Source organism: Morganella morganii, assembly GCF_041099235.1.
In the GTDB taxonomy this organism is placed as follows: domain Bacteria; phylum Pseudomonadota; class Gammaproteobacteria; order Enterobacterales; family Enterobacteriaceae; genus Morganella; species Morganella morganii_E.
This window is the reverse complement of the sequence record NZ_JBFZSO010000001.1, coordinates 232,809-256,267: the sequence shown is the minus strand read 5'-3', so window position 1 is coordinate 256,267 and position 23,459 is coordinate 232,809. Positions and strand designations below refer to the sequence as shown.

Below are 23,459 nucleotides of genomic sequence, written 5' to 3'. Positions count from 1 at the left end.
CGCATTCTTTAATATCTTCGCTGACAACGGGGACGAATATTAACGATCCGAACCGACTCTTGCAAGGGGAAAAACACATTTTCTTGTCCGACTGCTCGTATTTAATGCTATCGGACTGAAAACTGTGCATTTCCCCCGTCAAAAAGCCGTCAACGACCGGCGCGTTGCAGGATAAAACTGTCCGGCTGTTTCTGTAACCACAGGATCCGGCATGCCATACCGATGGCTGCGGCGGTTAATCCGATGATAAAACCGATCCAGAACCCGGCAGGGCCCATCGCCGGTACCACCAGATCCGTCAGTCCGAGAATATAACCGGACGGCAGGCCGAGCACCCAGTAAGCGGTAAAGGTAATATAGAAGATGGCGCGCGTATCTTTATATCCGCGCAGCACACCGGCACCAATTACCTGAACGGAATCCGACAGCTGATAAATACCGGCAAACAGCATCAGGCCGGAGGCCATAATCACCACTTCCGGATTGTCGTTATACAGCAGGGCGATAGGCTCACGGAACAGCACCGTAAAGAGGGCGGTGACCGCTGCGATCATCAGCCCGACACCCAGCCCGGTATAGGCGGATACCCGTGCTTTCTCCGTGGAACTTTTTCCGAGGTTAAAGCCGATACGGATAGTGGTGGCGATCCCCAGTGAAATAGGGAACATAAACATCAGGGAGCTGAAGTTCAGGGCAATCTGATGTCCGGCTACCGCCGTTACACCTAATGGCGCAACCAGCAGGGCAACAATGGCAAACAGCGTGACCTCAAAGAACAGCGCCAGGGCAATCGGCAGGCCGAGCTGCGTGATCCGCTTCATTACTGCCCAGTCCGGCGGGGTAAAGCGGCTCTTCGGCTGCACATCGCGCTGTGAACGGGCATGTTTCACATACCAGCGCATAAACAGGAACATCGCCCAGAACACGGAAGCAGTCGCGACACCACACCCGACACCGCCGAGAGCAGGCGCACCGAATTTCCCGTAAATAAAGATATAGTTGACCGGGATATTCACCAGCAGGCCGAGAAACCCAATCACCATCCCCGGTTTGGTTTTCGACAGTCCTTCACACTGACTGCGCAGCACCTGATAAAACAGGTAACCCGGTGCACCCCACATAATTGCGTGGGTGAACCCGACGGCTTTTTCAGCCAGAACCGGGTCAATATGCGGCATATTTTCGATAATGTACCGGCTGTTATAGAGCACCGCGATGACCAGGACGGATAAAAATGCCGCCAGCCACATACCCTGGCGGATCTGATTGGCAATCAGCGGGCGGCGGCCGGAGCCGTTAAGCTGCGCGACCACCGGGGTCAGCGCCATCAGCAGACCGTGACCGAACAGGATAGCGGGCAGCCAGATGGAGGTACCGACAGCCACGGCGGACATGTCTGTCGCACTGACTCTGCCGGCCATCACAGTGTCAACCACGCCCATCGCTGTCTGTGTAAACTGCGCGATAATAACGGGAATACCAAGAGCCAGCAAAGTACGCGCTTCTTTCAAATACTTCTGCACGTAATACACCTTATTTATTCTGATAAAAGGAGGAGGAAAGACTTTCCGGGATTCGTAATACATTTACCGGATCAGGCGGAAAAATCATTCTAGCGATTAATCAAATACAAGCCAATACAATTAAATGTGCGGGATGTAACGGGAAGGGCTGTTTAATTCTTTGTTTCAGGATAAACTGCATAAATCTATCCGAATACTGACTGGAGATCCGCATGTTTACCGGGATTGTACAAGGCAAAGGCCCCGTCGTCGCCATCGAAGAAAAAGAAAACTTTCGTACCCACACTGTGAAATTCCCGCCGGATATGCTGGCCGGGATAGAAACGGGCGCATCAGTGGCACATAACGGCTGCTGTCTGACAGTCACCAAAATAGACGGGGATTTAATCAGTTTTGATCTGGTTAAGGAAACCTTAAGACTGACCAATCTCGGCAGCATTAAAACCGGAGATGTGGTCAATCTGGAAAGAGCGGCTAAATACGGTGATGAAATCGGCGGGCATATAATGTCCGGCCATATTGTCACTACGGCTGAAATTGCCAAAATCTTTGTCTCTGAAAATAATTATCAGATCTGGCTGCGTATCGAAGATAAAGCCCTGATGAAATATATCCTGCATAAAGGCTTTGTCGGTATTGATGGTATCAGCCTGACTATCGGGGATGTGGTCAATAACCGTTTCTGTGTGCATCTGATTCCGGAAACCCGTGAGCGCACCACGCTGGGTAAAAAACGGCTGGGCGATAAAGTGAATATTGAGCTGGATCCGCAGACGCAGGCGATTGTTGATACCACCGAGCGGGTGCTGGCGCAGAAAATGCAGCAGTTGCAGGAAAGTCTGACACCGCCGGCACCAACAGAAAAACCACAGGTCTGATATTATTGAGATAAAAAAATCCGGTACTGATTTTTGTCAGACCGGATTGTTTATTACGGATAGTTCATTGCGGATATGATATTCAGCGCGGAACGCGTAATCCGCCCTCGCAACCCTGCGGGCTCCATAATATCTGCCACAGCTGGATATCACGGGCACGGAATGCACCGGCACAGGCGTTGAGATAATAGGTGAACATCCGCTTAAAGCGCGGGGTGTAATTATTTTCCAGTGACGGCCAGGCCGCCTGAAAACGGGAATACCACGCCATCAGTGTCCGGTCATAATCAGCCCCGAAATTATGCCAGTCTTCCATCACTAATTTATTTTCACTGCTGTCGCCGATATTCTGCACCGACGGCAGACAACCGTTCGGGAAAATATATTTGCCTATCCAGGCATCCACATTCACTTTATTGCGGTTTGAACCGATAGTGTGCAGTAAAAATAAGCCGTCCGGTTTCAGATTGCGTTTGACCACATCAAAATAAGTGGCGTAATTTTTCGGCCCGACGTGCTCAAACATCCCGACAGACACAATGCGGTCATATTGCTCATGCAAATCGCGGTAGTCTTCCAGGATAATATTTACGTCAAGATCCGCACAACGCGCCTGAGCATATTTTTGCTGCTCAGCGGAAATGGTCACACCGGTCACCGACACACCGAAGTGCTTCGCGGCATACGCCGCCAGTCCGCCCCAGCCGCAGCCGATATCCAGCAACTGCATACCCGGTTTCAGCTGTAATTTTTCACAGATGAGATGCAGTTTCTGCTCCTGCGCCTTCGCCAGATTAGCGGGGTCATCACTGAGACCTTTCCAGTAACCGCAGGAATACTGCATATACGGGTCGAGCATCAGCTCAAACAGGTCATTACCCAGATCATAATGTTCTTCGCCGACAATCCGCGCCCGTTTTTTGGTTTGCAGATTACGCAGACGGGCCATGGCGATTTTTATAATATCGTTGATATTCTGCGGCAGTTTATTTTCCAGCCCGGCGCGTAACACCCGCTGAAAGAAAATATCTAGCCGCTCACAGTCCCACCAGCCATCCATATAGCTTTCACCCAGTCCCATAGAGCCCTGCTGCAAGACCCGTTTAAAGAACTGCTGGTTATGCACCTGAATATCGAAAGGGCGTGAACCATTAATCTCAATGCCGGCTTCGTCTAAAAGATCGGAGGCAATCCGCTGCCAGGAGTCGGCAGGCGTTTTTTGATTTTCGACACAATCAGAACTCATATTATCTCCAATTTTTATCAAAGCGGGATTCTGAGTGCTTTATTTATGACGTTTTGCGCGGGAACAACAGAACCGGTGTGATTGGCCGTCATCAGGTGACAGTCTGCGTATTAACGTGATCGTTAAAACAAAAACAAAGCTCAAAATCCGGATTTAAAACGAATTGTCAGAAAAGTATAGGAGCCTGAAATTAAAATTCAATGACAAAAAAGGCCGTACATGAGTACGGCCTGTAATTAGGAATATTCCTAATTCACGCTGCAATCTATTGATTTTGTTCCGCAATAGTCACGGAGGTGCGCGAAGGGCGGCGCTGGATAATATAACCGCCGATGGTCAGCACCACCGTTGCCGCCATCACTGCCGTGGTGGAGAGCAGCGGCTCATGCATCAGGGCAGAAACCAGGAAACTGATCGCGGAGCATAAACCGAGCTGAATGGCATTCTGTAATGCCGCTGCTTTACCGCTGTGTTCCGGGTAAACTGCCAGGGCGTTTGATACCGCAATCGGGTAAGACGCGCCATTCATTGCCGCCATAAAGCAGAACGGGATCAGGATCGCCACCAGTGACGGATTACCGAATTTTGCCATGGCATACAGGCCAACCATGCTGACAGCATAACCGGCCAGCAGGAACGGCAGCAGTGTTTTACCGTTAATCCGTGACAGCAGGGCACGGCAGCCGTAGCCCCCGACCATAAAGGCGATAGTCTGCGGAATATAGCTCAGACCGATATCATTCGGGTTATAACCCATATCGCGCAGAATAAACGGCGAGCCGGTCAGCCAGGCAAAGAAACCGGCGCTGCACGCGGCATAAATCAGCACGTTACCGCTGTAAACCGGGGATTTCAGCAGACAAAAGAAGGAGATTTTCTGTTTTTCCGTTTTGACCGCATCCGGCGCGATATGATGCTTTTCTTTCAGCATCAGGGTCGGGATCAGTACCAGCAGGGTGATACCACCGAGCACGAGAAAAATTTCATGCCAGCCGCCGTGGTTGAGCAGCCATGCGCCGAGTAACGGCGCCAGTGCCGGGGAGAGCGCCACCAGCGGCATAATCGCGGCAAAGACACGCTGTGCGCGGTGATCATCATAACGGTCAATAACCAGCGCCTGCCAGGTGACCGCTGCGGAGCAGACACTGACCGCCTGCACAAAACGCAGTAATAATAACTGGGCCGGGGTGGAAACCCAGACCATGGCCAGACAGCTCAGAGCGAACAGGCTCAGGCCCATCAGCAGAACCGGCTTGCGGCCGATTTTATCGGAGAGTGGTCCCCATAACAGCTGGCCGATGGCAAAACCGACCAGGAAGATACTCAGACTGGCGCTGATAGCGCTGGCAGTGGAGTTCAGAGAGTCCTGCATCATACCGAATGCAGGCAGATACATATCAATCGCGAGATAACCCAGCATGCTGAGTCCGGCGAGATAAAAGAGAAAGCCGCGGGAAGGCGATTTGTTGACAGTCACAGAGAAATACCTGAATGTTAAATAAGTGTAATGCGTGAGTTAGTATTTTAACTATTCGAGTTTTCCCTTGTAAAACGTTATTATTTGCACACTGCTGTGAAATTTTTTGAAAGGAAGGATTATGTGGTCAGAATATACGCTGGATGTGGTGGATGCTGTGGCGCGGACAGGCAGTTTCAGTGCGGCAGCAGAGGAACTGCACCGGGTGCCTTCTGCCATCAGCTACAGTGTCCGCCAGCTGGAAGAGTGGCTGGCGGTTCCGTTGTTTGAACGGCGTCACCGGGACGTTGAACTGACACCCGCCGGGGCGTTATTTGTCAAAGAAGCGCGTGATGTCATCAAAAAAATGAAATCCACACGCCACCAGTGCCAGATGATTGCCAACGGCTGGCGCGGACAATTCAGTATCGCTGTTGACTGTATCGTAAAACCGGAACGGATAACGCGACTTCTGCTGGATTTTTACCATCATTTCCCGGATATCGAGTTGTATATTTATCCGGAAGTGTTTAACGGGGTGTGGGATGCGCTGGTGGACAGACGGGTGGATGTGGCAATCGGTGCGACACGCGCATCCCCTATCGGCGAGCGTTATAATTTCCGTGACATGGGGTTTATGCCGTGGCGTGCGGTGGTCAGTCCGGATCATCCGCTGGCCTCTGCCGGTCATGTCCTGACCAATGAAGAGATGGTGCCGTACCCGAGTTTATGTCTGGAAGATACCTCGCGTTCTCTGCCGAAACGCGACACGTGGGCACTGGATAATCAGCGCCGCCTGGTGGTGCCGGACTGGGATCGCGGGATTGCCTGTGTGGAATCGGGATTATGTGTGGCAATGATGCCGGCGCACCGCGCCGATCCGCTGATTAAAGAGGGGCGGCTGGCAGCGCTGAAGATAGAGCAGCCGTTACCGGACAGCCCGTGCTGTATCACCTGGGTGGATAAAGATACCTCACCGGCACTGAGCTGGCTGCTCGATTATCTCGGGGACAGCAATACGCTCAATGCCGAATGGCTGCGCTGATCCTCAGCGGCGGTAGTCGATAAACGGACCATCCGCCACGGAGCGGCGCTCGACCAGACGCGGGTGCACTTCAATGGTTTGTGCATCTTCGCGTTTATTGACGATACGATCGAGCAGCATGGTCAGTGCCATCTGTCCCAGGCGCTCTTTCGGCTGGTGGATGGTGGTCAGTGCCGGGGTGAAGTAACGGGCGTTACGGATATTGTCATACCCGATCACAGAAATATCCTGCGGCACACGCAGACCCATTTCATCAGCCGCGCAAATCGCGCCCATCGCCATAGCATCACCGCCGCAGAATACTGCTGTCGGGCGCTGTTTGCCGGATAAAATCTGCGTCATGGCCTGATAGCCGGAGTCCGGTTCAAAATCGCCCTGAACAATCCATTCATCGCGTACCGTGATACCGGCTTCTTTCATTGCTTTGCGGAATCCTTCCAGACGGTTGCCGCCGGTGTTCCGCTCAAGCGGCCCCGGAATAACCGCGATATCGCGGTGACCGCGTTCAATCAGGTAACGGCCGGCGAGATAACCGCCGTGCAGGGCGTTATCAATAATCGCATCGGTGAAATCCCCGCGCGCTTTGCCCCAGTCCATCACCACCATCGGGATATTGCGGTAGCCTTCCAGCATGGCAATCAGCTGATCCGGATATTCTGAGCACATCACCAGCAAACCATCGACCCGCTTTTGTGCCAGCATCGCCAGGTAGGCTTTTTGTTTGTCAGGATTATTGTGCGAGTTACACAGCACCAGGGTATACCCTTTGCTGTAGCAGCTGTTTTCCACCGCCTCAATCACTTCCGCAAAATACGGCGCTTCACTGGAGGTGGCCAGCAGCCCGATGGACTTGGTGTTATTGACTTTCAGACTGCGCGCCACGGCGCTCGGTGAATAGTGCAGTTCTTTGATAGCAGCCCAGACAGCCGCCTTCGTTTCTTCCGCAACGAAACGGGTATTATTAATGACATGGGAGACGGTTGTGGTGGAGACGCCCGAGCGCTTAGCCACATCTTTAATCGTTGCCATGATGAAAACAACTCCTGACCTGCCGGTCTGTATTTTATTATTCGGTTAATCGATTGCTATTATAGTGCCATTATGCGGTAACAATAGAAAAATTTCTGTAAAAACAGGCATTGTTGTCTGATCCGGGTCAAAAGTAAAAAATATTACCTGTGCTATGGTTATTGATATGGTCAGCTATTCGGGTTTTCCGGTCGGACCATCCGTTTTAATTAATTTGATGATTCAGGATGTCAGGTAATCATCATCAGGTCACTAAGCAGCTATTTTGGAGATAAGAATGGATACAGATCTGAAATATGGTTTGTCAACAGCGGTTGCAGCACTGGTTATGATCGTACTGTTTTCAATTATGCTTTTCTGATACACCCCTTACAGTACAAAAGGGCGGAAAATTCCGCCCTTTTTTGATCAACTGTATTGTGTTACCGGATTACGCCAGGTTTTCTTCCGCAAATTTCCAGTTCACTAATGCCCAGAAGTTTTCCAGGTATTTAGGACGGGCATTACGGTAGTCGATATAGTAAGCGTGTTCCCAGACATCAACGGTTAAGATTGGTTTGTCGTTACCGCTGACAGGGGTTGCCGCGTTAGAGGTATTGACGATAGCCAGGTTGCCGTCTGCTTTCTTCACCAGCCATGTCCAGCCGGAACCGAAGTTTTTCACTGCGGAATCGGTAAACTGCTGTTTGAATTGGGCAAATGAACCGAACGCTTTGTTAATCGCGTCAGCGATTTTACCGGTTGGTTCGCCACCGGCATTTGGTGCCAGGCAGTGCCAGTAGAACGTGTGGTTCCAGACCTGAGCAGCGTTATTGAAGATACCGGCATCAGAAGTTTTGATAATCTCTTCCAGTGACTTACCTTCAAACGCGGAGCCTTTAATCAGGTTATTCAGATTAACCACATAGGTGTTGTGGTGTTTACCGTAGTGGTATTCCAGTGTTTCTTCAGAAATATAGGGCGCTAATGCATTTTTTGCATAAGGCAGTGCAGGTAATTCAAACGACATTGCATTCTCCTTGTTAAGGTTAAATCAGTAACCTCGTCACAGACGGGTTACTGTTATTATTCTGCGAATTATCTTAACAAGTTTTGTCATAAAAAACAGCGTGAAATACCGGAGTAATGTTATTCACATGGTGAAAGACAAAATCGCCCACAGAATGATATCCGTCACAATAAAGGCGATAAGCAGGGTGTACAGCTTATGGCGGCAGATCCAGTTATAATAGCGTTTCATTCTGTCTTCCCCGTATGACTGCGGAATCTTAAATATAACGGGTTTACCGGCTGAAATCCGCGCAAATTTAACAATTTTACAGAATGCGTGACAACGGCCGCCGTTTGTCAACCGGCCGCAGACCCTTTACAATCCCCGCTATGACAAAAGTACAAGAATGATCACGATGCTGGCAGACTATATTTCCCGCGCGATACAAAACCATACTGATTGCAATGTTATTTGTGACCATTATCAGAAAGATGAACTCTCTGAAGTGATCCGGCGGGTCCGCAAATGGCAGTTTTGCGATGGTATTGAGCTGATGTGCAGTGAAGAGATCGAAACTGCCGTACAGACCGGAGACGAGCAGTGCCCGGAGCAGTGGATTGTCTGGTCTGTCGCCGGGGATAACGCGAAAACGGTTTCTCCGCAGCACAAAGAATTTTTCAGTCTGTGCCAGCAGGGTTACTGGCTGAAAATGCAGCTGGCCTGACGTGCCGGATACAATCCTGAAAATTACCGGTATAATTACCCGCAATATTAAATTGATTCAGAAAAAAAGATGACGAAACTCACATTACAAGAGCAGATGCTGAAAGCCGGACTGGTGACCAGCAAAAAAATGGATAAAGTCCGCAGAACAGCAAAAAAATCGCGTGTTCAGGCCCGTGAGGCCAGAGAAGCGGTGGAAGAGAATAAAAAAGCGCAGCTTGAGCGTGATAAACAGCTGAGTGAGCAGCAAAAACAGGCTGTTTTATCCAGAGAATATAAAGCTCAGGTGAAACAGCTGATTGAAATGAACCGGATTATTATTTCAAAAGGCAATATTGATTTTAATTTCACCGACAACAACGTGATTAAAAGCATTGCCGTGGACAAAACCACACAGTCTCAGCTGATCAGCGGCCGCCTGGCGATTGCCCGGTTAAGCACGGAAAACGGCAGTGTGAGTGAATATGCCATTATCCCGGCGGTTGTTGCGGATAAAATCACACAGCGTGATGCGGAAAGCATTGTGTTAAATAATGCGCTGGCGCAGGACGAAGCGGATGAAGACGATCCGTATGCTGATTTTAAAATCCCGGATGATTTGATGTGGTGATCTGCATCTGCCTGCTTCCCTGTTCAGAACGGACAGGGGCTGCGGGCATTGATCGGTTCGCCGCTGACCGGATGCACAAAATCCAGTTCACCGGCATGCAGCATCAGCCGCGGAATATTTCCGGTGCCCGGCAATAATTTCCCGCCATAGAGATCGCACCCTAAAATCGGATGGCCCAGATACTGACAATGAATGCGGAGCTGATGCGTGCGGCCGGTTTCCGGTGTCAGTGTCACCCGGGTTACCGGCAGAGAGATCCCGTCTTCAGTTTCATAATAAAAGCGCTCAGTTACCTGATAATGTGAACGGGCCGGTTTTCCCCGGAGAGCACATATCGTCATGCGCGGAAACAACGCCGGATCTTTGGCAATCGCCGCATCAATGATTCCTTCACTCTCATTCAGATGTCCGCACAGCAGGGCACTGTAACCTTTCTGCACTGTACGCTGACTGAACTGACGACAAAGCGCGGCATTGATAGCTTTATTGCGGGCCACCACCAGCAGCCCGGAGGTGCCGAAATCCAGCCGGTGCACCAGTGCGCAGCCGGGAAACAGCTGTACCAGCCGGTAATGCACAGAATCCAGATTCTGCGGATTTTTTCCCGAAAGACTGAGAAGCCCGGCGGGTTTGTCAATCAGCAGCAGGTGTTCGTCCTGATACAGAATATCAATCTGCTCAGGGCATGGCGGGGCGATAAAGGTATCGTTAATGTCAGACATCGGGTTATCCGGGTAAAAAGCGGAAGAGGATGATAACCAATTTTCTGTACAGTGGCGAATCATGTTGTCCGGATATCCTATTGCGTAATTCTGCGGAATGATCAACGCTCATTATCAGTATTAATACGCAGAGGTTGTGTTATGCGCAGATTGACACAGGTATGTAACGCAGTGCTGTTGATGACCGGGCTTTCAGTGATTCCGGTAGCGTCTTATGCGGATCGGGGACATGATAAAGGGCATAGTCACCGGCATGAGCATCATCATGGTCATTATAAGTACAGAGATAATCAGGATGAGCAGGGAGACCACTATTACCGCAAGTACAGAAAGGATCTGAGTTACGCACAGGCACGCCGGCTGGCGTCAGAAAGCGGATTACTCGGATATCATGCGCTGCCGCCGGGAATAGCGAAAAACCTTGCCAGAGGAAAACCACTTCCGCCGGGCATTGCAAAACGGTCAGTGCCTGTCCATATGCGTGACCGCCTGCCGTACTATCCGGGCTATGAGTGGAAAATTGCCGGTGATGATTTAGTGCTTATTGCACTGAGCACCGCAGTGGTGACCTATATTATTAATGATGTTTTTGAGTAGCGATATAACGCCCCGCAAATAACGGGGCGTATTCCGGTTCAGGCCGGACGGGTAAAGGCCAGCAGGGCACCGACCAGCATAAATAATGATCCGAACACTTTATTCATGGCGCGGGTTTGTGCCGGGCTTTTGATAAATACCGCGATTTGCCGCGCGAGTACGGCATACCCTGTCATCACAATAATATCAGCCGCCACCGTGGTGATCCCCAGAATCAGATACTGCATCAGCTGGGGCTGGTGCGGCATAATAAACTGCGGAAACAGCGCCGCGAGAAAAACAATGCTTTTGGGATTTGAGATATTCACCAGCACGCCGTTCTGATACAGCTTTTTGCGTGACAGCGTTGCTGCCTGTGTATTCAGTTCAATGGTTCCCGCTGCCCGCCACTGGCGGATCCCCAGCCAGATAAGATAGGCCGCCCCGGCCCATTTCAGTATTTCAAAGGCCAGAACCGATTGTGACAGTAATGTCCCCAGGCCGACACCAACCAGTATAATCAGCATCATCAGGCCGGTCTGCAACCCGGCAATGGCCGCAATCGCGCCCCGGTAGCCGTGATTGACCGACGTCGTCATGCTGTTAATGGCGCCTGCGCCGGGAGACAGACTGACAATAACGGATGTCATCAGATAGGCAAACCACCACTCAAAGGTCATTTTCAGCTCATCAGATTGTTAACAGAAAACACAATGTGCGGATTATGGCATTACTGCGTAAGATAAAAAATGACGGTGGTCTTGTTTACCAGAAGAATATGCCGGAAATAACCGATTTAATGTCCGGTTTTTTCCGGAGTACTTTCAGCGGAAATGTACGGAATTAATATTCCTGTCTGATTTTAACAGTATGTTAAAACCAATATCGCTTTGCAGGGAAAAGTGGTATTCTGCGGGTAAGTTAATACCGGTGCTAACCGATCTGAAGTAAGGACGTTTTACATGACGACGACTATTGAAAAAATCGAACGCCAGATTAAAGAAAACCCGATTCTGCTGTATATGAAAGGCTCTCCGAAGCTGCCGAGCTGCGGCTTCTCTGCCCAGGCTGTGCAGGCGCTGGCTGCCTGTGAAGAGCGTTTTGCTTATGTGGATATTCTGCAGAACCCGGATATCCGTGCTGAATTACCGAAATACGCTAACTGGCCGACGTTCCCGCAACTGTGGGTTGACGGTGAGCTGGTCGGCGGCTGTGACATCATTATGGAGATGTTCCAGCGCGGTGAATTACAGCCACTGATTAAAGAAACCGCAGCAAAATACCGGACTGAAAACGAAGAATAATCACGTCCCGTACTGTTTATAAAAGCCCCGCAGTGTCACCACTGCGGGGCTTTTGTCTTTCTGATGGCGGTGAAATGAAAGTTGTTAATACGGTTATTTTTTAGAGTGGCGGTATCAATAACACAGAAAGGAAAAAAGATGCAGCCAATATCAACAGGACAGAATGTCAGATTAACCGGGTATATTTCATATCAGGGTACCGATGGTATGATCGGTGACTTAAAAGAATCAGCATCCGTAAAACAATCAGGTTTATCTGAACGGTTCACTGAGATCCGTAACAGTGCAGCAGAGTTTTTTACAGCAGTGAAAGGCAAAATAAACAATGTATTTGAGCCATTAGGGAATTGGATAAATAAAGTAACAATCCCGGAGGACAAAACGCAATCTGACGCTAATCAGAACGCACGGATGGTGCTGAAAATAGCGCAGGAAAATGTGCCTGGCTATTTAAATAAAGCCAGCGCATTTCTGGGTAAAAATGAACCTCTGGATGCCGCTTCACTGAAGATGTTCTCAAAAGACATACTGAGACCGTTAGTCACATTTCTGAGTGGCGCGGATAAAATAAAAGGTGCGGATAAACCAGCAGAGAAATTCATGGCCGAATTTATTCACAAAGTAAACAGTGGGTTATCCGCGGCTGCCGGCTGCGGCCCGAGACCCTTTGAAAAAGTAAATCAGCTTGCGTCAATCTGTGATGATGACAGGGCAAAGGAGTATTTAGACACAAAGAATTTTGAACAGGACTTTAAAGCAAGAATGATGACACTGATGACGGATATTGAAGGGTCGATTCTGCCTGATTTGCTGTCTATCAAACCTGCAGAGATAATCGCCCGGCATAATCAGCAGCAACCGGAGGAAACCTGGCGCCGGTTACCTGATAACTGACAGAAAAACGCCACCTCACGTTGAGGTGGCGTTTTCTTACTGATTACTTTCAGCCGCCGGCGGCCAGCCGCCCAGCTTCTTCCAGCGGTTGACGATGTCACAAAAGAGCAGGGAGGTACGGTCGGTATCATACGCCGCGCCGTGAGCCTGTTTGCTGTCAAACGGGATACCGGCGGTGATACAGGCTTTCGCCAGAATGGTTTGTCCCAGTGATAATCCGCTTAATGCCGCCGTATCAAAGGTGGCAAACGGATGGAACGGGTTGCGCTTCAGCCCGCAGCGTTCTGCTGCTGCCATCACAAAGCTGTGATCAAAATTTGCATTGTGCGCCACGATAATTGCCCGTTTGCAATCCGCATCTTTCATACCTTTGCGCACCATTTTAAAAATGGCATGCAGCGCTTCATATTCCGTTACCGCATTACGCTCCGGGTCAGCCGGATTAATCCCGGTGAAGGCCAGAGCGGCGGGATCAAGGTTTGCACCCTCAAAAGGCTGCACATTAAATTCAAGCCGCTGATCCGGCATCAGCCAGCCATTGTTATCCATTTTGACGGTAATGGCGGCAATTTCCAGCATACCATCCGTTTTGGCATTAAAACCGCCGGTTTCAACATCAATAACGACAGGGTAATAGCCGCGGAAACGTGCGCTCAGAGCATTGTGATTTTGATTTTCAGACATGGGACTCTTAATTAAACAAACAAAACGCACTATTCTAGCGCGGCTTGCCGGAGGGAGAAAGGGCTGAGCCGGAAAAGAAGGATCGTTCTGATCCTTCTTATGGAGTTACTCAGTTACCGAGAGCAGCCCCGGCACTTTTATTTTCAATTAATTCAATTTTATAGCCGTCCGGGTCTTCCACAAAAGCGATAATGGTGGTACCGCCTTTAACCGGACCGGCTTCACGGGTCACATTGCCGCCTGCCTTGCGGATAGCGTCACAGGTCGCCGCGACATCATCCACACCGAGTGCGATATGGCCGAATGCGGTTCCCATCTCATAGGAATTCGTGCCCCAGTTATAGGTCAGTTCGATAACAGAGCCCTCACTTTCGTCACTGTAACCCACGAAAGCCAGAGAATATTTATATTCCGGGTTTTCACTGGTGCGCAGTAAACGCATGCCGAGAACCTTGGTGTAAAAATCGACAGAACGTTGCATATCACCCACGCGGAGCATGGTATGGAGTACACGCATAAAGTAACCTCTCAGAGTGCTTTCAGTTATTTATCAGTAATGGCTCACACTATAACGTGATAATTGACTACAATTCAAATTATCAGGATGCTGATGGTTACAGGATAACCATGACCTGTCCGGCAGGGCATCAGACAAAAGGACATCAGCCGATGGCAGAACAACTTCACTTTTTTGATATCCCTTCACCTTGTGTGGGGATATGTCAGCTGAATGAAAAAGGCTACTGCCGGGGATGCTACCGGAGCCGTGATGAGCGTTTTCAGTGGCTGTCGCTGAGTAACGCGCAAAAAGAAAATGTGATTCGTCTGTGCCGTCAGCGCCGTTACAGAGCCACGAAAGGAGATACACCGCCGGAAGCACCATCCGGACAGCTGGATTTATTTTAAAAAAATAATTACAAATCGATATATTAGGTATGAATTAATATATGGGTGTTATTTAGTACGAAGAATTTATATTGCAGGTAAATAATATTTTAAAGTTCATCTGCATTTATAATCAAGAATGAAATAATATAAATTAAATATAAAATTAATGCATTGCTGGTCAGGGTGATCATAGCTTCGTAACTTATTGTTTAATATTGGTAATATAGTGATGCAATTATTTTTTGTTAAAAATAAAATGGTGGTTATGTAAAAAAATATAGATCCGTTCAGTGATGATCGCTATTCTTAATATGAAACAAGTTCATCAGCTTAATCAATTAAATTTGTATAAAAAGCTAATTATTTCGTGCCTATTAAATTGACTATGACATAAGGATGAACTGTTTTTGTCTCACAGCAATATTGCGCCCGCTGTTAATGAACATCGCAGCGCTGCGTTTCTTTTTTCGGGTGATTGAAAGACATGATGGCGTGTATATGCGTCCGTACCGTATTCACATAAGGAGAAATTTGTGGAGTTAACATTGGGATCAGACTTAGCGAGGTTAGTGCGGATTTGGCGATCACTGATTGACCACCGGCTCAAACCACTGAAACTCACACAGACACACTGGATTACACTCTACAATATCAGCCTGCTGCCGCCGGATCAGTCTCAGATTCAGCTGGCAAAAGCGATTGGTATTGAACAGCCGTCGCTGGTCCGCACGCTGGATCAGCTGGAGGAAAAGCGGTTAATCACACGGCATATCTGTATTAATGACCGCAGAGCGAAACGGATAAAACTGACGGAGGAATCCGAACCCTTTATCCGCGAGGTGGACGCGGTAATTGAAAAAACACGGCGTGAAATTCTGGGCGGGATCACGCAGGATGAATTATATACGCTGGCGGAGATTGTCAGGAAACTGGACAATAATATCGTGCAGCTGCACAACCGTAACTGACGGCAGGTAATAAAAAAGGCGAAACGGTTGTTTCGCCTTTTGCCGGTAAACCGTGAAAATTAACGCGGAGATACGGTATAGGTTGAACCGGATTTCGCGATACGGACACGCTGACCGACGGAGAACGGGGTTTTACCTTGTTTTTGTACAACAACAATGATTTCACCGTTATCCTGTTTCAGTTCCAGCTCAACACCGGAGGTGTTGTTCATTGCTGCCTGAACGTTCTGACCTGCAACACCACCTGCAATTGCACCTGCTGCGGTAGCCAGGGTCTGACCGGTGCCGCCGCCGACAGTACTGCCTAAAATACCACCCAGAATCGCACCACCTGCCGCACCGAGGATATTTTCGTCACTGCCGCCCTGGATAGTTACCGGACGGGCGCTCATCACTGTACCATAGGTAACGGTCTGAACACGTTTCGCCTGGTCTGCACTATAAGTGTCACCACTCAGTGTGTCCATATTCACACAACCGGAAAGGGCCACGACGGCAAATACACCGACGAGAAAACGCTTATACATACTTAACTCCTGATTATTGTATTCACAGATTCAGATGTGTTCATTATCTGTAGTGTAATATCTTATCTATTATCGCAGAATAATTTAGCATTAAAAACGTTTTATTTTCATCTTCATTAGGAACAGCTTAAAGCGAAACGTTCCGGCGGCAAGGTAAATCCTCTTATTTCACAAATGTGAGGCGTGCATCAGATTGAGGATTAAGTGGGGTCACGGTACGAAAAGTGATGAATCTGCGGAGCGCCCTGATTATAGTAGTCACACGGAATATGAATACTATATTTTTATCAGACGGTTATTGATTAAAAGGAACAGGTTATGCGTTCGGGACGTTATATCGGCGTGATGTCAGGAACCAGCCTTGACGGGGTGGATGTTGTTCTGGCTGCGATTAATGATTCAGTGGTGGCGCAGCAGGCGGCGTATTCACATCCGTTTCCGCACGCGCTGAAAAAGCGCATACTGGCGGTATGTCAGGGACAGCAGACGACGCTGTCGGAAATCGGCCGTCTGGATTATGAACTGGGCACACTGTTTGCTGATGCTATCGGCGGGCTGCTGGCACAAACCCGGCTGAATCCGCAGGATATTGCCGGTATCGGCTGTCACGGACAGACCGTCTGGCATGAGCCGGACAGCGAAACGCCCTTTACCATGCAGCTCGGGGATAACAACCGGGTTGCCGCGCTGACCAATATCATGACAGTCGGGGATTTCCGCCGCCGTGATATGGCTTACGGCGGGCAGGGTGCGCCGCTGGTGCCCGCCTTTCATCAGGCGGTGCTCGGTGTGCCGGATGAAAAACGGATTATCCTGAATATCGGCGGGATCGCCAATATCACCACCCTGATCCCGGGGGCGGAGGTCAGAGGGTATGACACCGGCCCGGGCAATATGCTGATGGACAGCTGGACATGGCGGCACCGCGCGGAGCCGTATGATAAAGACGGCGAATGGGCGAAAATCGGGCACGTTAATCAGGATTTACTGGCACAGATGCTGAGTGATCCCTATTTCCGCCGTCCGGCACCGAAAAGTACCGGACGTGAATATTTCAATATGCAGTGGCTGACCACTCAGCTGGACAACTTCCCCGGCCTGAAACCGGAGGATGTGCAGGCGACCCTGCTGGCGCTGACCACGGTCAGCATCAGTGAGCAGGTTACGTTGTGCGGCGGTTGTGAGCGCCTGCTGGTATGCGGCGGCGGCGCGCGCAATCCGCAGATTATGGCGCAGTTATCCGCACAGTTGCCGGGCACTGAAGTCAGCCCGACCGATAAGTACGGCCTGAGCGGCGATGATATGGAAGCCCTGGCATTTGCCTGGCTGGCGGCGCGGACACTGGCCGGTGAACCCGGCAATCTGCCGTCTGTCACCGGTGCAGACCGGGAAACCGTATTGGGCGCGGTATATCCCGTTATCCGCCGGCTGCCGTAACAAAAGACAACACAGTTTCAGTTATTAAAAAGATAAGATAAGAGGATAAAAAGCATGTCAGATGAGTTTACTGACGTTGCGGATCTGCGACGTGAATACACCAGAGGGGGCTTGCGCCGCCGTGATCTCAGCGACGACCCGCTGGAAATGTTCGAACGCTGGCTTAAACAAGCGTGTGAGGCGAAACTGACCGACCCGACTGCCATGTGTGTGGCGACTGTGGATGAAACCGGCCAGCCGTATCAGCGCATTGTGCTGCTCAAGCACTTTGATAAAGACGGGCTGATTTTCTACACCAATATGGGCAGCCGCAAGGCGCAGCATCTGGCAAAAAATCCGAAAATCAGTGTGCATTTCCCGTGGTACAGCCTGGACAGACAAGTCTGCTTCCTCGGCGAGGTGGAGCGTTTATCCACACTGGAAGTGGTGAAATATTTCCACAGCCGTCCGAAAGACAGCCAGATTGCCGCATGGGCATCCCAGCAATCCTCGCGGATTTCCGCCCGTGGTATCCTGGAAGGCAAATTTCTCGAACTGAAACAGAAATTTAAGCAGGGCGATGTTCCGCTGCCGAGCTTCTGGGGTGGTTTCCGGATTAAATTCAATTCTGTTGAGTTCTGGCAGGGCGGTGAACACCGTCTGCATGACCGTTTTCTGTATACCCGCACTACAGACGGCTGGGATATTGACCGTCTCGCGCCGTAACCGGCCGTTGTCAGAATTTCTTCAGTAAAATCATTTTAATTGCTGGCACTTCACGGAGTGCCGCTTTATGCTATAGCCTTCATATTTCCAATCCACAATTTTTGCATAGACAAAACAGAACTGACGGAGTCATTGATGTCTGGTACGAACCTGATAAAACAACTGCAAGAGCGGGGCCTCATTGCCCAGGTTACGGATGAAAAAGCGTTAGCAGAGAGACTGGCGCAGGGCCCGATCTCCCTCTATTGCGGTTTCGATCCGACCGCTGACAGCTTGCATTTGGGCCACCTGGTTCCGTTGCTGTGCTTAAAGCGTTTCCAGTTAGCCGGACACCGTCCGGTGGCACTGGTCGGTGGGGCCACGGGGCTGATTGGCGACCCGAGCTTTAAAGCAACGGAGCGCAAACTGAATACACAGGATACGGTTCACGGCTGGGTGGATAAAATCCGTCAGCAGGTTTCCCCGTTCCTCGATTTTGACTGCGGTGCGAACAGTGCTATCGCGGCAAACAACTATGACTGGTTCGGTTCGATGGATGTGCTGACCTTCCTGCGTGACATCGGTAAACACTTCTCTGTGAACCAGATGATCAACAAGGAAGCGGTTAAACAGCGCCTGAACCGTGATGATGTCGGTATTTCGTTCACCGAATTCTCTTACAACCTGTTGCAGGGTTATGACTTTGCCCGTCTGAATAAAGATCACGGCGTTGAGCTGCAGATCGGTGGTTCCGACCAGTGGGGCAACATCACCTCCGGTATCGATTTAACCCGCCGTCTTAACCAGCAGCAGGCCTGGGGTCTGACCGTTCCGCTGATCACCAAATCTGACGGTACCAAGTTCGGTAAAACCGAAGGCGGTGCGGTATGGCTGGATCCGAAGAAAACCAGTCCGTACAAATTCTATCAGTTCTGGATCAACACCGCGGATGCGGACGTCTATCGTTTCCTCAAATTCTTCACCTTTATGAGCCTCGAAGACATCGATGCACTGGAAGCGGAAGACAAAGCCAGCGGCAAAGCACCACGTGCCCAGTACGTTCTGGCAGAGCAGGTGACAAAACTGGTTCACGGCGAAGCGGGGCTGACGGCTGCCCGCCGTATCACTGACAGCCTGTTCAACGGTGATGTATCAAGCCTGACTGAAGATGACTTCGCGCAGCTGGCACAGGATGGTATGCCGCATATCGAACTGGACAGCGATGCGGATTTACAGCAGGCGCTGGTGGTTGCGGAACTGGTTCCGTCACGCGGCCAGGCCCGTACCATGATCGGCTCCAATGCGGTGTCTCTCAACGGCGAAAAACAGTCTGATGCGGAATACCGCTTCACTGACAGTGACAAGCTGTTCGGACGTTATACACTGTTGCGCCGGGGCAAAAAACATTACTGTCTGATCTGCTGGAAATAATAGTTTACGGTAAACAAGGGCAACGAAAGTTGCCCTTTTTGATCTGTCAGCAAGATCTTTTCTGCTTCACAGAATATGATATGCGCAGTAATAATAAAAAATCAGGTTGTATCAATGAAAAATATTCTCTCTATCCAGTCCCATGTTGTGTATGGTCACGCCGGTAACAGTGCGGCTGAATTCCCGATGCGCCGCATGGGCGTTAATGTCTGGCCGCTTAATACCGTCCAGTTTTCTAATCACACACAGTATGCACAAGGCTGGACCGGCTGCGTGATGAGCGCGGAGCACATCACGGAGATTGTGGACGGCATTGATAAAATCGATCAGCTGACCCGCTGTGATGCGGTACTCAGCGGCTACCTCGGCTCGGCAGAGCAGGGCAAGCGTATCCTGGATGTGGTGAAAAAAGTCAAAACCCGCAATCCGCAGGCATGGTATTTCTGTGATCCGGTCATGGGGCACCCGGAAAAAGGCTGTATCGTCGCACCGGGTGTGGCGGATTTCCTGTGTCAGGAAGCGCTGGCAGTCAGCGATATGATCGCGCCGAACCTGCTGGAGCTGGAAACCCTGAGCGGACAAACTATTCATAATGTGGATGAAGCCGTTACCGCTGCCCGTGAACTGTGCAAAAAAGGGCCGCGTCTGGTGCTGGTCAAACACTTGTCCCGCGCCGGTTACCGCGCTGACCGCTTTGAAATGATTCTGGTTACTGCTGATCACGCCTGGCATGTCAGCCGTCCGCTGGTGGACTTCGGCGAGCGTCAGCCGGTGGGTGTGGGCGATTTAACCAGTGGTCTGATGCTGGTGAACCTGCTGAAAGGCGAAGAACTGCCGAAAGCACTGGAACACGTGGCTGCCGCTGTGTATGAAGTGATGCTGAAAACCAAAACCATGAATGAGTACGAACTGCAACTGGTTGCGGCTCAGGATGAAATGGTGCTTCCGGCACACAAATTCTGCGCTGAGCAGATCGACTGAACCGGTCTGAACACCGCATCAGTATAAAAAAACGCCGGATTTGCATTGTCCGGCGTTTTTGTCTCTGTGTATCAGAACGATTAAATCAGACCTTCCGCTTCCATCGCATCCTGCACATGCGGACGATGAGCGATTTTCGCCAGATACGCCTGTAAATGCGGATACGGCTCAAGTGAAATCTTCAGATGCGGTGCCCAGCCGCAGACAGTAAACAGATAAGCATCTGCCACGGTAAAGTTGTTGCCGGTAATATACGGGCTTTTCGCCAGCACGCCGTCCACATAGGCAAACTTATTCATCAGATTGCGCAGCGCGATTGGCCGGTAATCTTCCGGGGTTTCCGGAGAGAACAGCGGGCCGTAGCTTTTATGCACTTCGCTGGCAATATAATTAAGCCATTCTATCTGATGATAACGTTCCATCGTTCCTGCCGGGGCAATAAGCTTGCGATCCGGTTTCTGATCAGCAAGATACTGCACAATCGCCACACCTTCGGTCAGCAGCTGACTGTCACTGATACTCAGTGCGGGGACTTGTCCTTTCGGATTGATTTTCAGGTAATCATCACCGTTTTCGGTTTTTTTTGCTTTCAGATCGACACGGACCAGGGAAAAATCCAGGCCGGTTTCACGCAAAATAATATGGGGTGACAGTGCACAACTTCCCGGGGTATAGAACAATTGCATGGTATGCTCCTCAGTTAAAACAAAAGAACGGACATGGCAGTAGTGATGAAGTATAGACCGGTATTCGCGGGCGGGATGTATTCAGAATGCGAATTATTTGTCGGTTAACGCTATCTTTCCATATAATCGCCACAGATTCAATTTATGGGAAGATTTTGTAATTCATTGTTACAAAACAATAAAAGGTAAAGCACACATGAATAAAATCCGTATCGGGATCGCCGGACTGGGCGGGATAGCACAAAAAGCGTATTTGCCGGTTCTGACCAGAACGGATAACTGGGTGCTGTCCGGCGGGTTTTCGCCGAATCAGGAAAAAGCGCGTCAGGTTTGTGATGCGTACCGTTTCCCTCTGTTTCCGTCACTCCGCGCGCTGGCGGAACAATGTGATGCCGTGTTTGTTCACAGCAGTACAGAGAGCCATTTTCAGGTTGTCAGCGAATTACTGAAGGCAGGATGCCATGTGTATGTTGATAAACCGCTGGCAGCATCGTATGAACAATCAGAGGCACTCGTCAGCCTGGCGGAGAAAAAACAGCGGGCACTGATGGTCGGGTTTAACCGGCGCTTTTCACCGTTTTATCTGCAGCTCAGAGAACAAGTTGCCGGAAAAGCGGCATCGATCCGTATGGATAAACACCGCAGCAACAGTGTCGGCCCGCATGATGTGGCTTTTACAGTAACCGATGATTATCTGCATATCGCGGATACCCTGCTCTGGCTGGGACGGGATGGTAATGCGGCACTGAAAAGCGGTCATATGCAGGTGAATGAGGAAAATCAGCTGCTGTATGCGGAACACCATTTACAGACAGATAACGGCACCTGGCTGACAGCCTCTATGCACCGCTGTGCGGCAAGTCAGCGGGAGCAGATCAGTGTGACCGGGCGTGACGGCTGTTATCAGGTGACGAATATGAATCACTGGCGCAGTGAAACTGCCGCCGGGATACAGGAACAGCACCCGAAAGCGTGGGATCCGGTACTGGTTCAGCGCGGGTTTGACGGCGCGGTGCGGCATTTTATTGAATCTGTTGCCAATCAGACACAACCGCTGGTCAGCGGTGAAGAGGCGCTGTATGCGCAGCGATTGACGGAGAAACTGTTAGCGGAAATGGTGTGATTTTAAAGACAAATATCATCAATATCGCATAACACCAGGGGATAGCAGGCAAGGGAACGAAAAGCATGCGAGCCATGGATGGCGAGCCTGAGCATACAGGGAGTGTATTCACAGCGACTTTTCGTTTTGCCTGCTATCCGCCATGACACCGAACGTGCAGAAAACACAGCCTCTGCGATGCAGAGGCCGGTTGCTTTATTTCAGTTCCAGCTCATTCATTGCCGCGATACTGAAACCGCCGTCAACGTGCAGGATTTCACCGGTAATACCACCGGCCAGATCAGAACAGAGGAACGCTGCCGCGTTACCCACATCTTCTGTGGTGACTGTACGGCGCAGCGGAGTGACTGCTTCGCAGTGTGACAGCATTTTGCGGAAATCTTTAATCCCGGATGCTGCCAGTGTGCGGATAGGCCCGGCAGAAACCGCATTAACACGGATGGTTTCTTTCCCCATCGCGTTCGCCATATAACGGACGTTCGCTTCCAGAGAGGCTTTTGCAAGACCCATGGTGTTGTAGTTCGGGATAGCGCGTTCCGCACCCAGGTATGAGAGGGTCAGCAGGGCGGAGTTCGGGTTCAGCATGGTGCGGCAGGCTTTTGCCATCGCCACAAAGCTGTAAGCGCTGATGTCGTGGGCAATACGGAAGCCTTCGCGGGTTACCGCATCCACATAGTCGCCGTCTAACTGATCCGCAGGGGCAAAGCCGATGGAGTGAACAAAACCGTCGAATTTCGGCCAGACTTTGGCTAATTCCGTGAACAGGTTTTCAATACTTCCATCTTCTGCCACATCACAAGGCAGAACGATGGAGGAACCCAGAGACTGAGCGAACTCTTCAACACGGGGTTTCAGCTTGTCATTCTGGTAGGTGAATGCAAGTTCCGCCCCCTGGTCACGCATTGCTTTGGCAATACCGTAAGCAATCGATAATTTGCTTGCAACCCCTGTGATCAGGATGCGTTTACCGGTCATAAAACCCATAGCAGTTTCCTTGTGTTTTCTCTGTCACCTTCTGCGCCTTAACCCGGCAGGTGACGCGGTTAGTAAAAA

The 23,459-nt window shown here is 50.3% G+C and carries 27 protein-coding genes; 15 read left to right on the top strand and 12 right to left on the bottom strand.

The window, feature by feature from the left end:
* Positions 1-149 precede the first annotated feature (149 nt).
* Positions 150-1,523, bottom strand: coding sequence for an MATE family efflux transporter (locus AB7038_RS01275; RefSeq protein WP_186723839.1), 1,374 nt, complete (start codon positions 1,521-1,523; stop codon positions 150-152).
* A 212-nt stretch (positions 1,524-1,735) separates the two neighbouring features.
* On the opposite strand from AB7038_RS01275, the gene AB7038_RS01270 reads away from it, so the two are divergent.
* A complete protein-coding gene (locus AB7038_RS01270; protein WP_123568667.1) occupies positions 1,736-2,401 on the top strand; it encodes a riboflavin synthase subunit alpha in 666 nt (221 codons plus the stop codon).
* Between the two features lie 82 nt (positions 2,402-2,483).
* On the opposite strand, the gene cfa is transcribed toward AB7038_RS01270, so the two are convergent.
* The gene (gene cfa, locus AB7038_RS01265) at positions 2,484-3,647 is read right to left on the bottom strand and encodes a cyclopropane fatty acyl phospholipid synthase (RefSeq protein WP_072868373.1); all 1,164 of its coding nucleotides are present in this window, start codon (positions 3,645-3,647) and stop codon (positions 2,484-2,486) included.
* A 265-nt stretch (positions 3,648-3,912) separates the two neighbouring features.
* On the bottom strand, positions 3,913-5,124 hold the full coding sequence (gene punC / locus AB7038_RS01260; protein ID WP_368889227.1) for a purine nucleoside transporter PunC: 1,212 nt from the start codon (positions 5,122-5,124) through the stop codon (positions 3,913-3,915).
* 121 nt (positions 5,125-5,245) lie between these two features.
* Here punC and punR point away from each other — a divergent pair, with 121 nt between their 5' ends.
* Positions 5,246-6,148 carry a DNA-binding transcriptional activator PunR gene (punR, locus tag AB7038_RS01255; RefSeq protein WP_024473240.1) on the top strand — a complete coding sequence of 301 codons (903 nt, stop codon included), beginning with the start codon at positions 5,246-5,248 and terminating at the stop codon, positions 6,146-6,148.
* A 3-nt stretch (positions 6,149-6,151) separates the two neighbouring features.
* Here the strand turns inward: punR and purR are convergent, their stop codons facing one another.
* Complete coding sequence (gene purR, locus AB7038_RS01250) at positions 6,152-7,177, bottom strand: HTH-type transcriptional repressor PurR (protein WP_004235455.1); 1,026 nt, start codon at positions 7,175-7,177, stop codon at positions 6,152-6,154.
* Between the two features lie 277 nt (positions 7,178-7,454).
* On the opposite strand from purR, the gene cydH reads away from it, so the two are divergent.
* Complete coding sequence (gene cydH / locus AB7038_RS01245; protein WP_107679736.1) at positions 7,455-7,538, top strand: cytochrome bd-I oxidase subunit CydH; 84 nt, start codon at positions 7,455-7,457, stop codon at positions 7,536-7,538.
* Between the two features lie 69 nt (positions 7,539-7,607).
* On the opposite strand, the gene sodB is transcribed toward cydH, so the two are convergent.
* The gene (sodB, locus tag AB7038_RS01240; RefSeq protein WP_369452626.1) at positions 7,608-8,186 is read right to left on the bottom strand and encodes a superoxide dismutase [Fe]; all 579 of its coding nucleotides are present in this window, start codon (positions 8,184-8,186) and stop codon (positions 7,608-7,610) included.
* Positions 8,187-8,583: 397 nt separating this feature from the next.
* Between sodB and AB7038_RS01235 the strand changes: the two genes are divergently transcribed.
* Together AB7038_RS01235 and AB7038_RS01230 are read left to right on the top strand one after the other, a co-directional pair.
* Positions 8,584-8,892: a hypothetical protein gene (locus AB7038_RS01235; RefSeq protein WP_368889229.1), complete on the top strand. Its 309-nt coding sequence runs from the start codon at positions 8,584-8,586 to the stop codon at positions 8,890-8,892.
* 69 nt (positions 8,893-8,961) lie between these two features.
* Positions 8,962-9,501 carry a DUF2058 domain-containing protein gene (locus tag AB7038_RS01230; RefSeq protein WP_369452625.1) on the top strand — a complete coding sequence of 180 codons (540 nt, stop codon included), beginning with the start codon at positions 8,962-8,964 and terminating at the stop codon, positions 9,499-9,501.
* 23 nt (positions 9,502-9,524) lie between these two features.
* On the opposite strand, the gene AB7038_RS01225 is transcribed toward AB7038_RS01230, so the two are convergent.
* Positions 9,525-10,223 carry an RluA family pseudouridine synthase gene (locus AB7038_RS01225; protein ID WP_368889231.1) on the bottom strand — a complete coding sequence of 233 codons (699 nt, stop codon included), beginning with the start codon at positions 10,221-10,223 and terminating at the stop codon, positions 9,525-9,527.
* 141 nt (positions 10,224-10,364) lie between these two features.
* Between AB7038_RS01225 and AB7038_RS01220 the strand changes: the two genes are divergently transcribed.
* On the top strand, positions 10,365-10,820 hold the full coding sequence (locus AB7038_RS01220) for an anti-virulence regulator CigR family protein (protein WP_368889232.1): 456 nt from the start codon (positions 10,365-10,367) through the stop codon (positions 10,818-10,820).
* 38 nt (positions 10,821-10,858) lie between these two features.
* On the opposite strand, the gene rhtB is transcribed toward AB7038_RS01220, so the two are convergent.
* Positions 10,859-11,479: a homoserine/homoserine lactone efflux protein gene (rhtB, locus tag AB7038_RS01215; protein ID WP_143971145.1), complete on the bottom strand. Its 621-nt coding sequence runs from the start codon at positions 11,477-11,479 to the stop codon at positions 10,859-10,861.
* A gap of 282 nt (positions 11,480-11,761) precedes the next feature.
* On the opposite strand from rhtB, the gene AB7038_RS01210 reads away from it, so the two are divergent.
* Together AB7038_RS01210 and AB7038_RS01205 are read left to right on the top strand one after the other, a co-directional pair.
* Entirely contained in the window at positions 11,762-12,103 is a 342-nt protein-coding gene (locus AB7038_RS01210) for a Grx4 family monothiol glutaredoxin (protein ID WP_004235478.1), read from the top strand.
* A gap of 207 nt (positions 12,104-12,310) precedes the next feature.
* The gene (locus AB7038_RS01205; protein ID WP_368889233.1) at positions 12,311-12,997 is read left to right on the top strand and encodes a hypothetical protein; all 687 of its coding nucleotides are present in this window, start codon (positions 12,311-12,313) and stop codon (positions 12,995-12,997) included.
* Between the two features lie 36 nt (positions 12,998-13,033).
* On the opposite strand, the gene rnt is transcribed toward AB7038_RS01205, so the two are convergent.
* Both rnt and gloA read right to left on the bottom strand, forming a co-directional pair.
* Complete coding sequence (gene rnt / locus AB7038_RS01200; RefSeq protein ID WP_368889234.1) at positions 13,034-13,681, bottom strand: ribonuclease T; 648 nt, start codon at positions 13,679-13,681, stop codon at positions 13,034-13,036.
* 109 nt (positions 13,682-13,790) lie between these two features.
* Positions 13,791-14,198: a lactoylglutathione lyase gene (gene gloA, locus AB7038_RS01195; protein WP_368889235.1), complete on the bottom strand. Its 408-nt coding sequence runs from the start codon at positions 14,196-14,198 to the stop codon at positions 13,791-13,793.
* A gap of 152 nt (positions 14,199-14,350) precedes the next feature.
* Between gloA and AB7038_RS01190 the strand changes: the two genes are divergently transcribed.
* The gene (locus tag AB7038_RS01190) at positions 14,351-14,587 is read left to right on the top strand and encodes a DUF1289 domain-containing protein (protein WP_072868841.1); all 237 of its coding nucleotides are present in this window, start codon (positions 14,351-14,353) and stop codon (positions 14,585-14,587) included.
* A gap of 515 nt (positions 14,588-15,102) precedes the next feature.
* The gene (gene slyA, locus AB7038_RS01185; protein WP_015422751.1) at positions 15,103-15,537 is read left to right on the top strand and encodes a transcriptional regulator SlyA; all 435 of its coding nucleotides are present in this window, start codon (positions 15,103-15,105) and stop codon (positions 15,535-15,537) included.
* Positions 15,538-15,596: 59 nt separating this feature from the next.
* On the opposite strand, the gene AB7038_RS01180 is transcribed toward slyA, so the two are convergent.
* Positions 15,597-16,064, bottom strand: a complete 468-nt coding sequence (locus tag AB7038_RS01180) for a glycine zipper 2TM domain-containing protein (RefSeq protein WP_004235484.1) — start codon at positions 16,062-16,064, stop codon at positions 15,597-15,599.
* 318 nt (positions 16,065-16,382) lie between these two features.
* Here AB7038_RS01180 and anmK point away from each other — a divergent pair, with 318 nt between their 5' ends.
* From anmK to pdxY, 4 genes are all read left to right on the top strand, one after another.
* Entirely contained in the window at positions 16,383-17,501 is a 1,119-nt protein-coding gene (gene anmK, locus AB7038_RS01175; RefSeq protein WP_369452624.1) for an anhydro-N-acetylmuramic acid kinase, read from the top strand.
* A 54-nt stretch (positions 17,502-17,555) separates the two neighbouring features.
* Positions 17,556-18,206, top strand: a complete 651-nt coding sequence (gene pdxH, locus AB7038_RS01170) for a pyridoxamine 5'-phosphate oxidase (protein WP_072868349.1) — start codon at positions 17,556-17,558, stop codon at positions 18,204-18,206.
* Positions 18,207-18,341: 135 nt separating this feature from the next.
* Positions 18,342-19,616 (top strand): tyrosine--tRNA ligase, encoded by a 1,275-nt coding sequence (tyrS, locus tag AB7038_RS01165; protein WP_004235488.1) that lies wholly within the window; start codon positions 18,342-18,344, stop codon positions 19,614-19,616.
* A gap of 114 nt (positions 19,617-19,730) precedes the next feature.
* Positions 19,731-20,597 (top strand): pyridoxal kinase PdxY, encoded by an 867-nt coding sequence (pdxY, locus tag AB7038_RS01160; RefSeq protein ID WP_368889237.1) that lies wholly within the window; start codon positions 19,731-19,733, stop codon positions 20,595-20,597.
* Between the two features lie 80 nt (positions 20,598-20,677).
* Here the strand turns inward: pdxY and gstA are convergent, their stop codons facing one another.
* Positions 20,678-21,283 (bottom strand): glutathione transferase GstA, encoded by a 606-nt coding sequence (gstA, locus tag AB7038_RS01155; protein WP_072868342.1) that lies wholly within the window; start codon positions 21,281-21,283, stop codon positions 20,678-20,680.
* A gap of 196 nt (positions 21,284-21,479) precedes the next feature.
* Between gstA and AB7038_RS01150 the strand changes: the two genes are divergently transcribed.
* A complete protein-coding gene (locus AB7038_RS01150; RefSeq protein WP_369452623.1) occupies positions 21,480-22,406 on the top strand; it encodes a Gfo/Idh/MocA family protein in 927 nt (308 codons plus the stop codon).
* 195 nt (positions 22,407-22,601) lie between these two features.
* On the opposite strand, the gene fabI is transcribed toward AB7038_RS01150, so the two are convergent.
* A complete protein-coding gene (fabI, locus tag AB7038_RS01145; protein ID WP_368889239.1) occupies positions 22,602-23,390 on the bottom strand; it encodes an enoyl-ACP reductase FabI in 789 nt (262 codons plus the stop codon).
* Between the last annotated feature and the right edge of the window lie 69 nt (positions 23,391-23,459).

Coding starts and splice junctions, on each gene's coding strand:
- AB7038_RS01270 (WP_123568667.1), top strand. CDS start 1,736: ATGTTTACCGGGATTGTACAAGGCAAAGGCCCCGTCGTCGCCATCGAA.
- cfa (WP_072868373.1), bottom strand. CDS start 3,647: ATGAGTTCTGATTGTGTCGAAAATCAAAAAACGCCTGCCGACTCCTGG.
- punR (WP_024473240.1), top strand. CDS start 5,246: ATGTGGTCAGAATATACGCTGGATGTGGTGGATGCTGTGGCGCGGACA.
- purR (WP_004235455.1), bottom strand. CDS start 7,177: ATGGCAACGATTAAAGATGTGGCTAAGCGCTCGGGCGTCTCCACCACA.
- cydH (WP_107679736.1), top strand. CDS start 7,455: ATGGATACAGATCTGAAATATGGTTTGTCAACAGCGGTTGCAGCACTG.
- sodB (WP_369452626.1), bottom strand. CDS start 8,186: ATGTCGTTTGAATTACCTGCACTGCCTTATGCAAAAAATGCATTAGCG.
- AB7038_RS01235 (WP_368889229.1), top strand. CDS start 8,584: ATGCTGGCAGACTATATTTCCCGCGCGATACAAAACCATACTGATTGC.
- AB7038_RS01230 (WP_369452625.1), top strand. CDS start 8,962: ATGACGAAACTCACATTACAAGAGCAGATGCTGAAAGCCGGACTGGTG.
- AB7038_RS01225 (WP_368889231.1), bottom strand. CDS start 10,223: ATGTCTGACATTAACGATACCTTTATCGCCCCGCCATGCCCTGAGCAG.
- AB7038_RS01220 (WP_368889232.1), top strand. CDS start 10,365: ATGCGCAGATTGACACAGGTATGTAACGCAGTGCTGTTGATGACCGGG.
- rhtB (WP_143971145.1), bottom strand. CDS start 11,479: ATGACCTTTGAGTGGTGGTTTGCCTATCTGATGACATCCGTTATTGTC.
- AB7038_RS01210 (WP_004235478.1), top strand. CDS start 11,762: ATGACGACGACTATTGAAAAAATCGAACGCCAGATTAAAGAAAACCCG.
- AB7038_RS01205 (WP_368889233.1), top strand. CDS start 12,311: ATGATCGGTGACTTAAAAGAATCAGCATCCGTAAAACAATCAGGTTTA.
- rnt (WP_368889234.1), bottom strand. CDS start 13,681: ATGTCTGAAAATCAAAATCACAATGCTCTGAGCGCACGTTTCCGCGGC.
- gloA (WP_368889235.1), bottom strand. CDS start 14,198: ATGCGTGTACTCCATACCATGCTCCGCGTGGGTGATATGCAACGTTCT.
- AB7038_RS01190 (WP_072868841.1), top strand. CDS start 14,351: ATGGCAGAACAACTTCACTTTTTTGATATCCCTTCACCTTGTGTGGGG.
- AB7038_RS01180 (WP_004235484.1), bottom strand. CDS start 16,064: ATGTATAAGCGTTTTCTCGTCGGTGTATTTGCCGTCGTGGCCCTTTCC.
- anmK (WP_369452624.1), top strand. CDS start 16,383: ATGCGTTCGGGACGTTATATCGGCGTGATGTCAGGAACCAGCCTTGAC.
- pdxH (WP_072868349.1), top strand. CDS start 17,556: ATGTCAGATGAGTTTACTGACGTTGCGGATCTGCGACGTGAATACACC.
- tyrS (WP_004235488.1), top strand. CDS start 18,342: ATGTCTGGTACGAACCTGATAAAACAACTGCAAGAGCGGGGCCTCATT.
- pdxY (WP_368889237.1), top strand. CDS start 19,731: ATGAAAAATATTCTCTCTATCCAGTCCCATGTTGTGTATGGTCACGCC.
- gstA (WP_072868342.1), bottom strand. CDS start 21,283: ATGCAATTGTTCTATACCCCGGGAAGTTGTGCACTGTCACCCCATATT.
- AB7038_RS01150 (WP_369452623.1), top strand. CDS start 21,480: ATGAATAAAATCCGTATCGGGATCGCCGGACTGGGCGGGATAGCACAA.
- fabI (WP_368889239.1), bottom strand. CDS start 23,390: ATGGGTTTTATGACCGGTAAACGCATCCTGATCACAGGGGTTGCAAGC.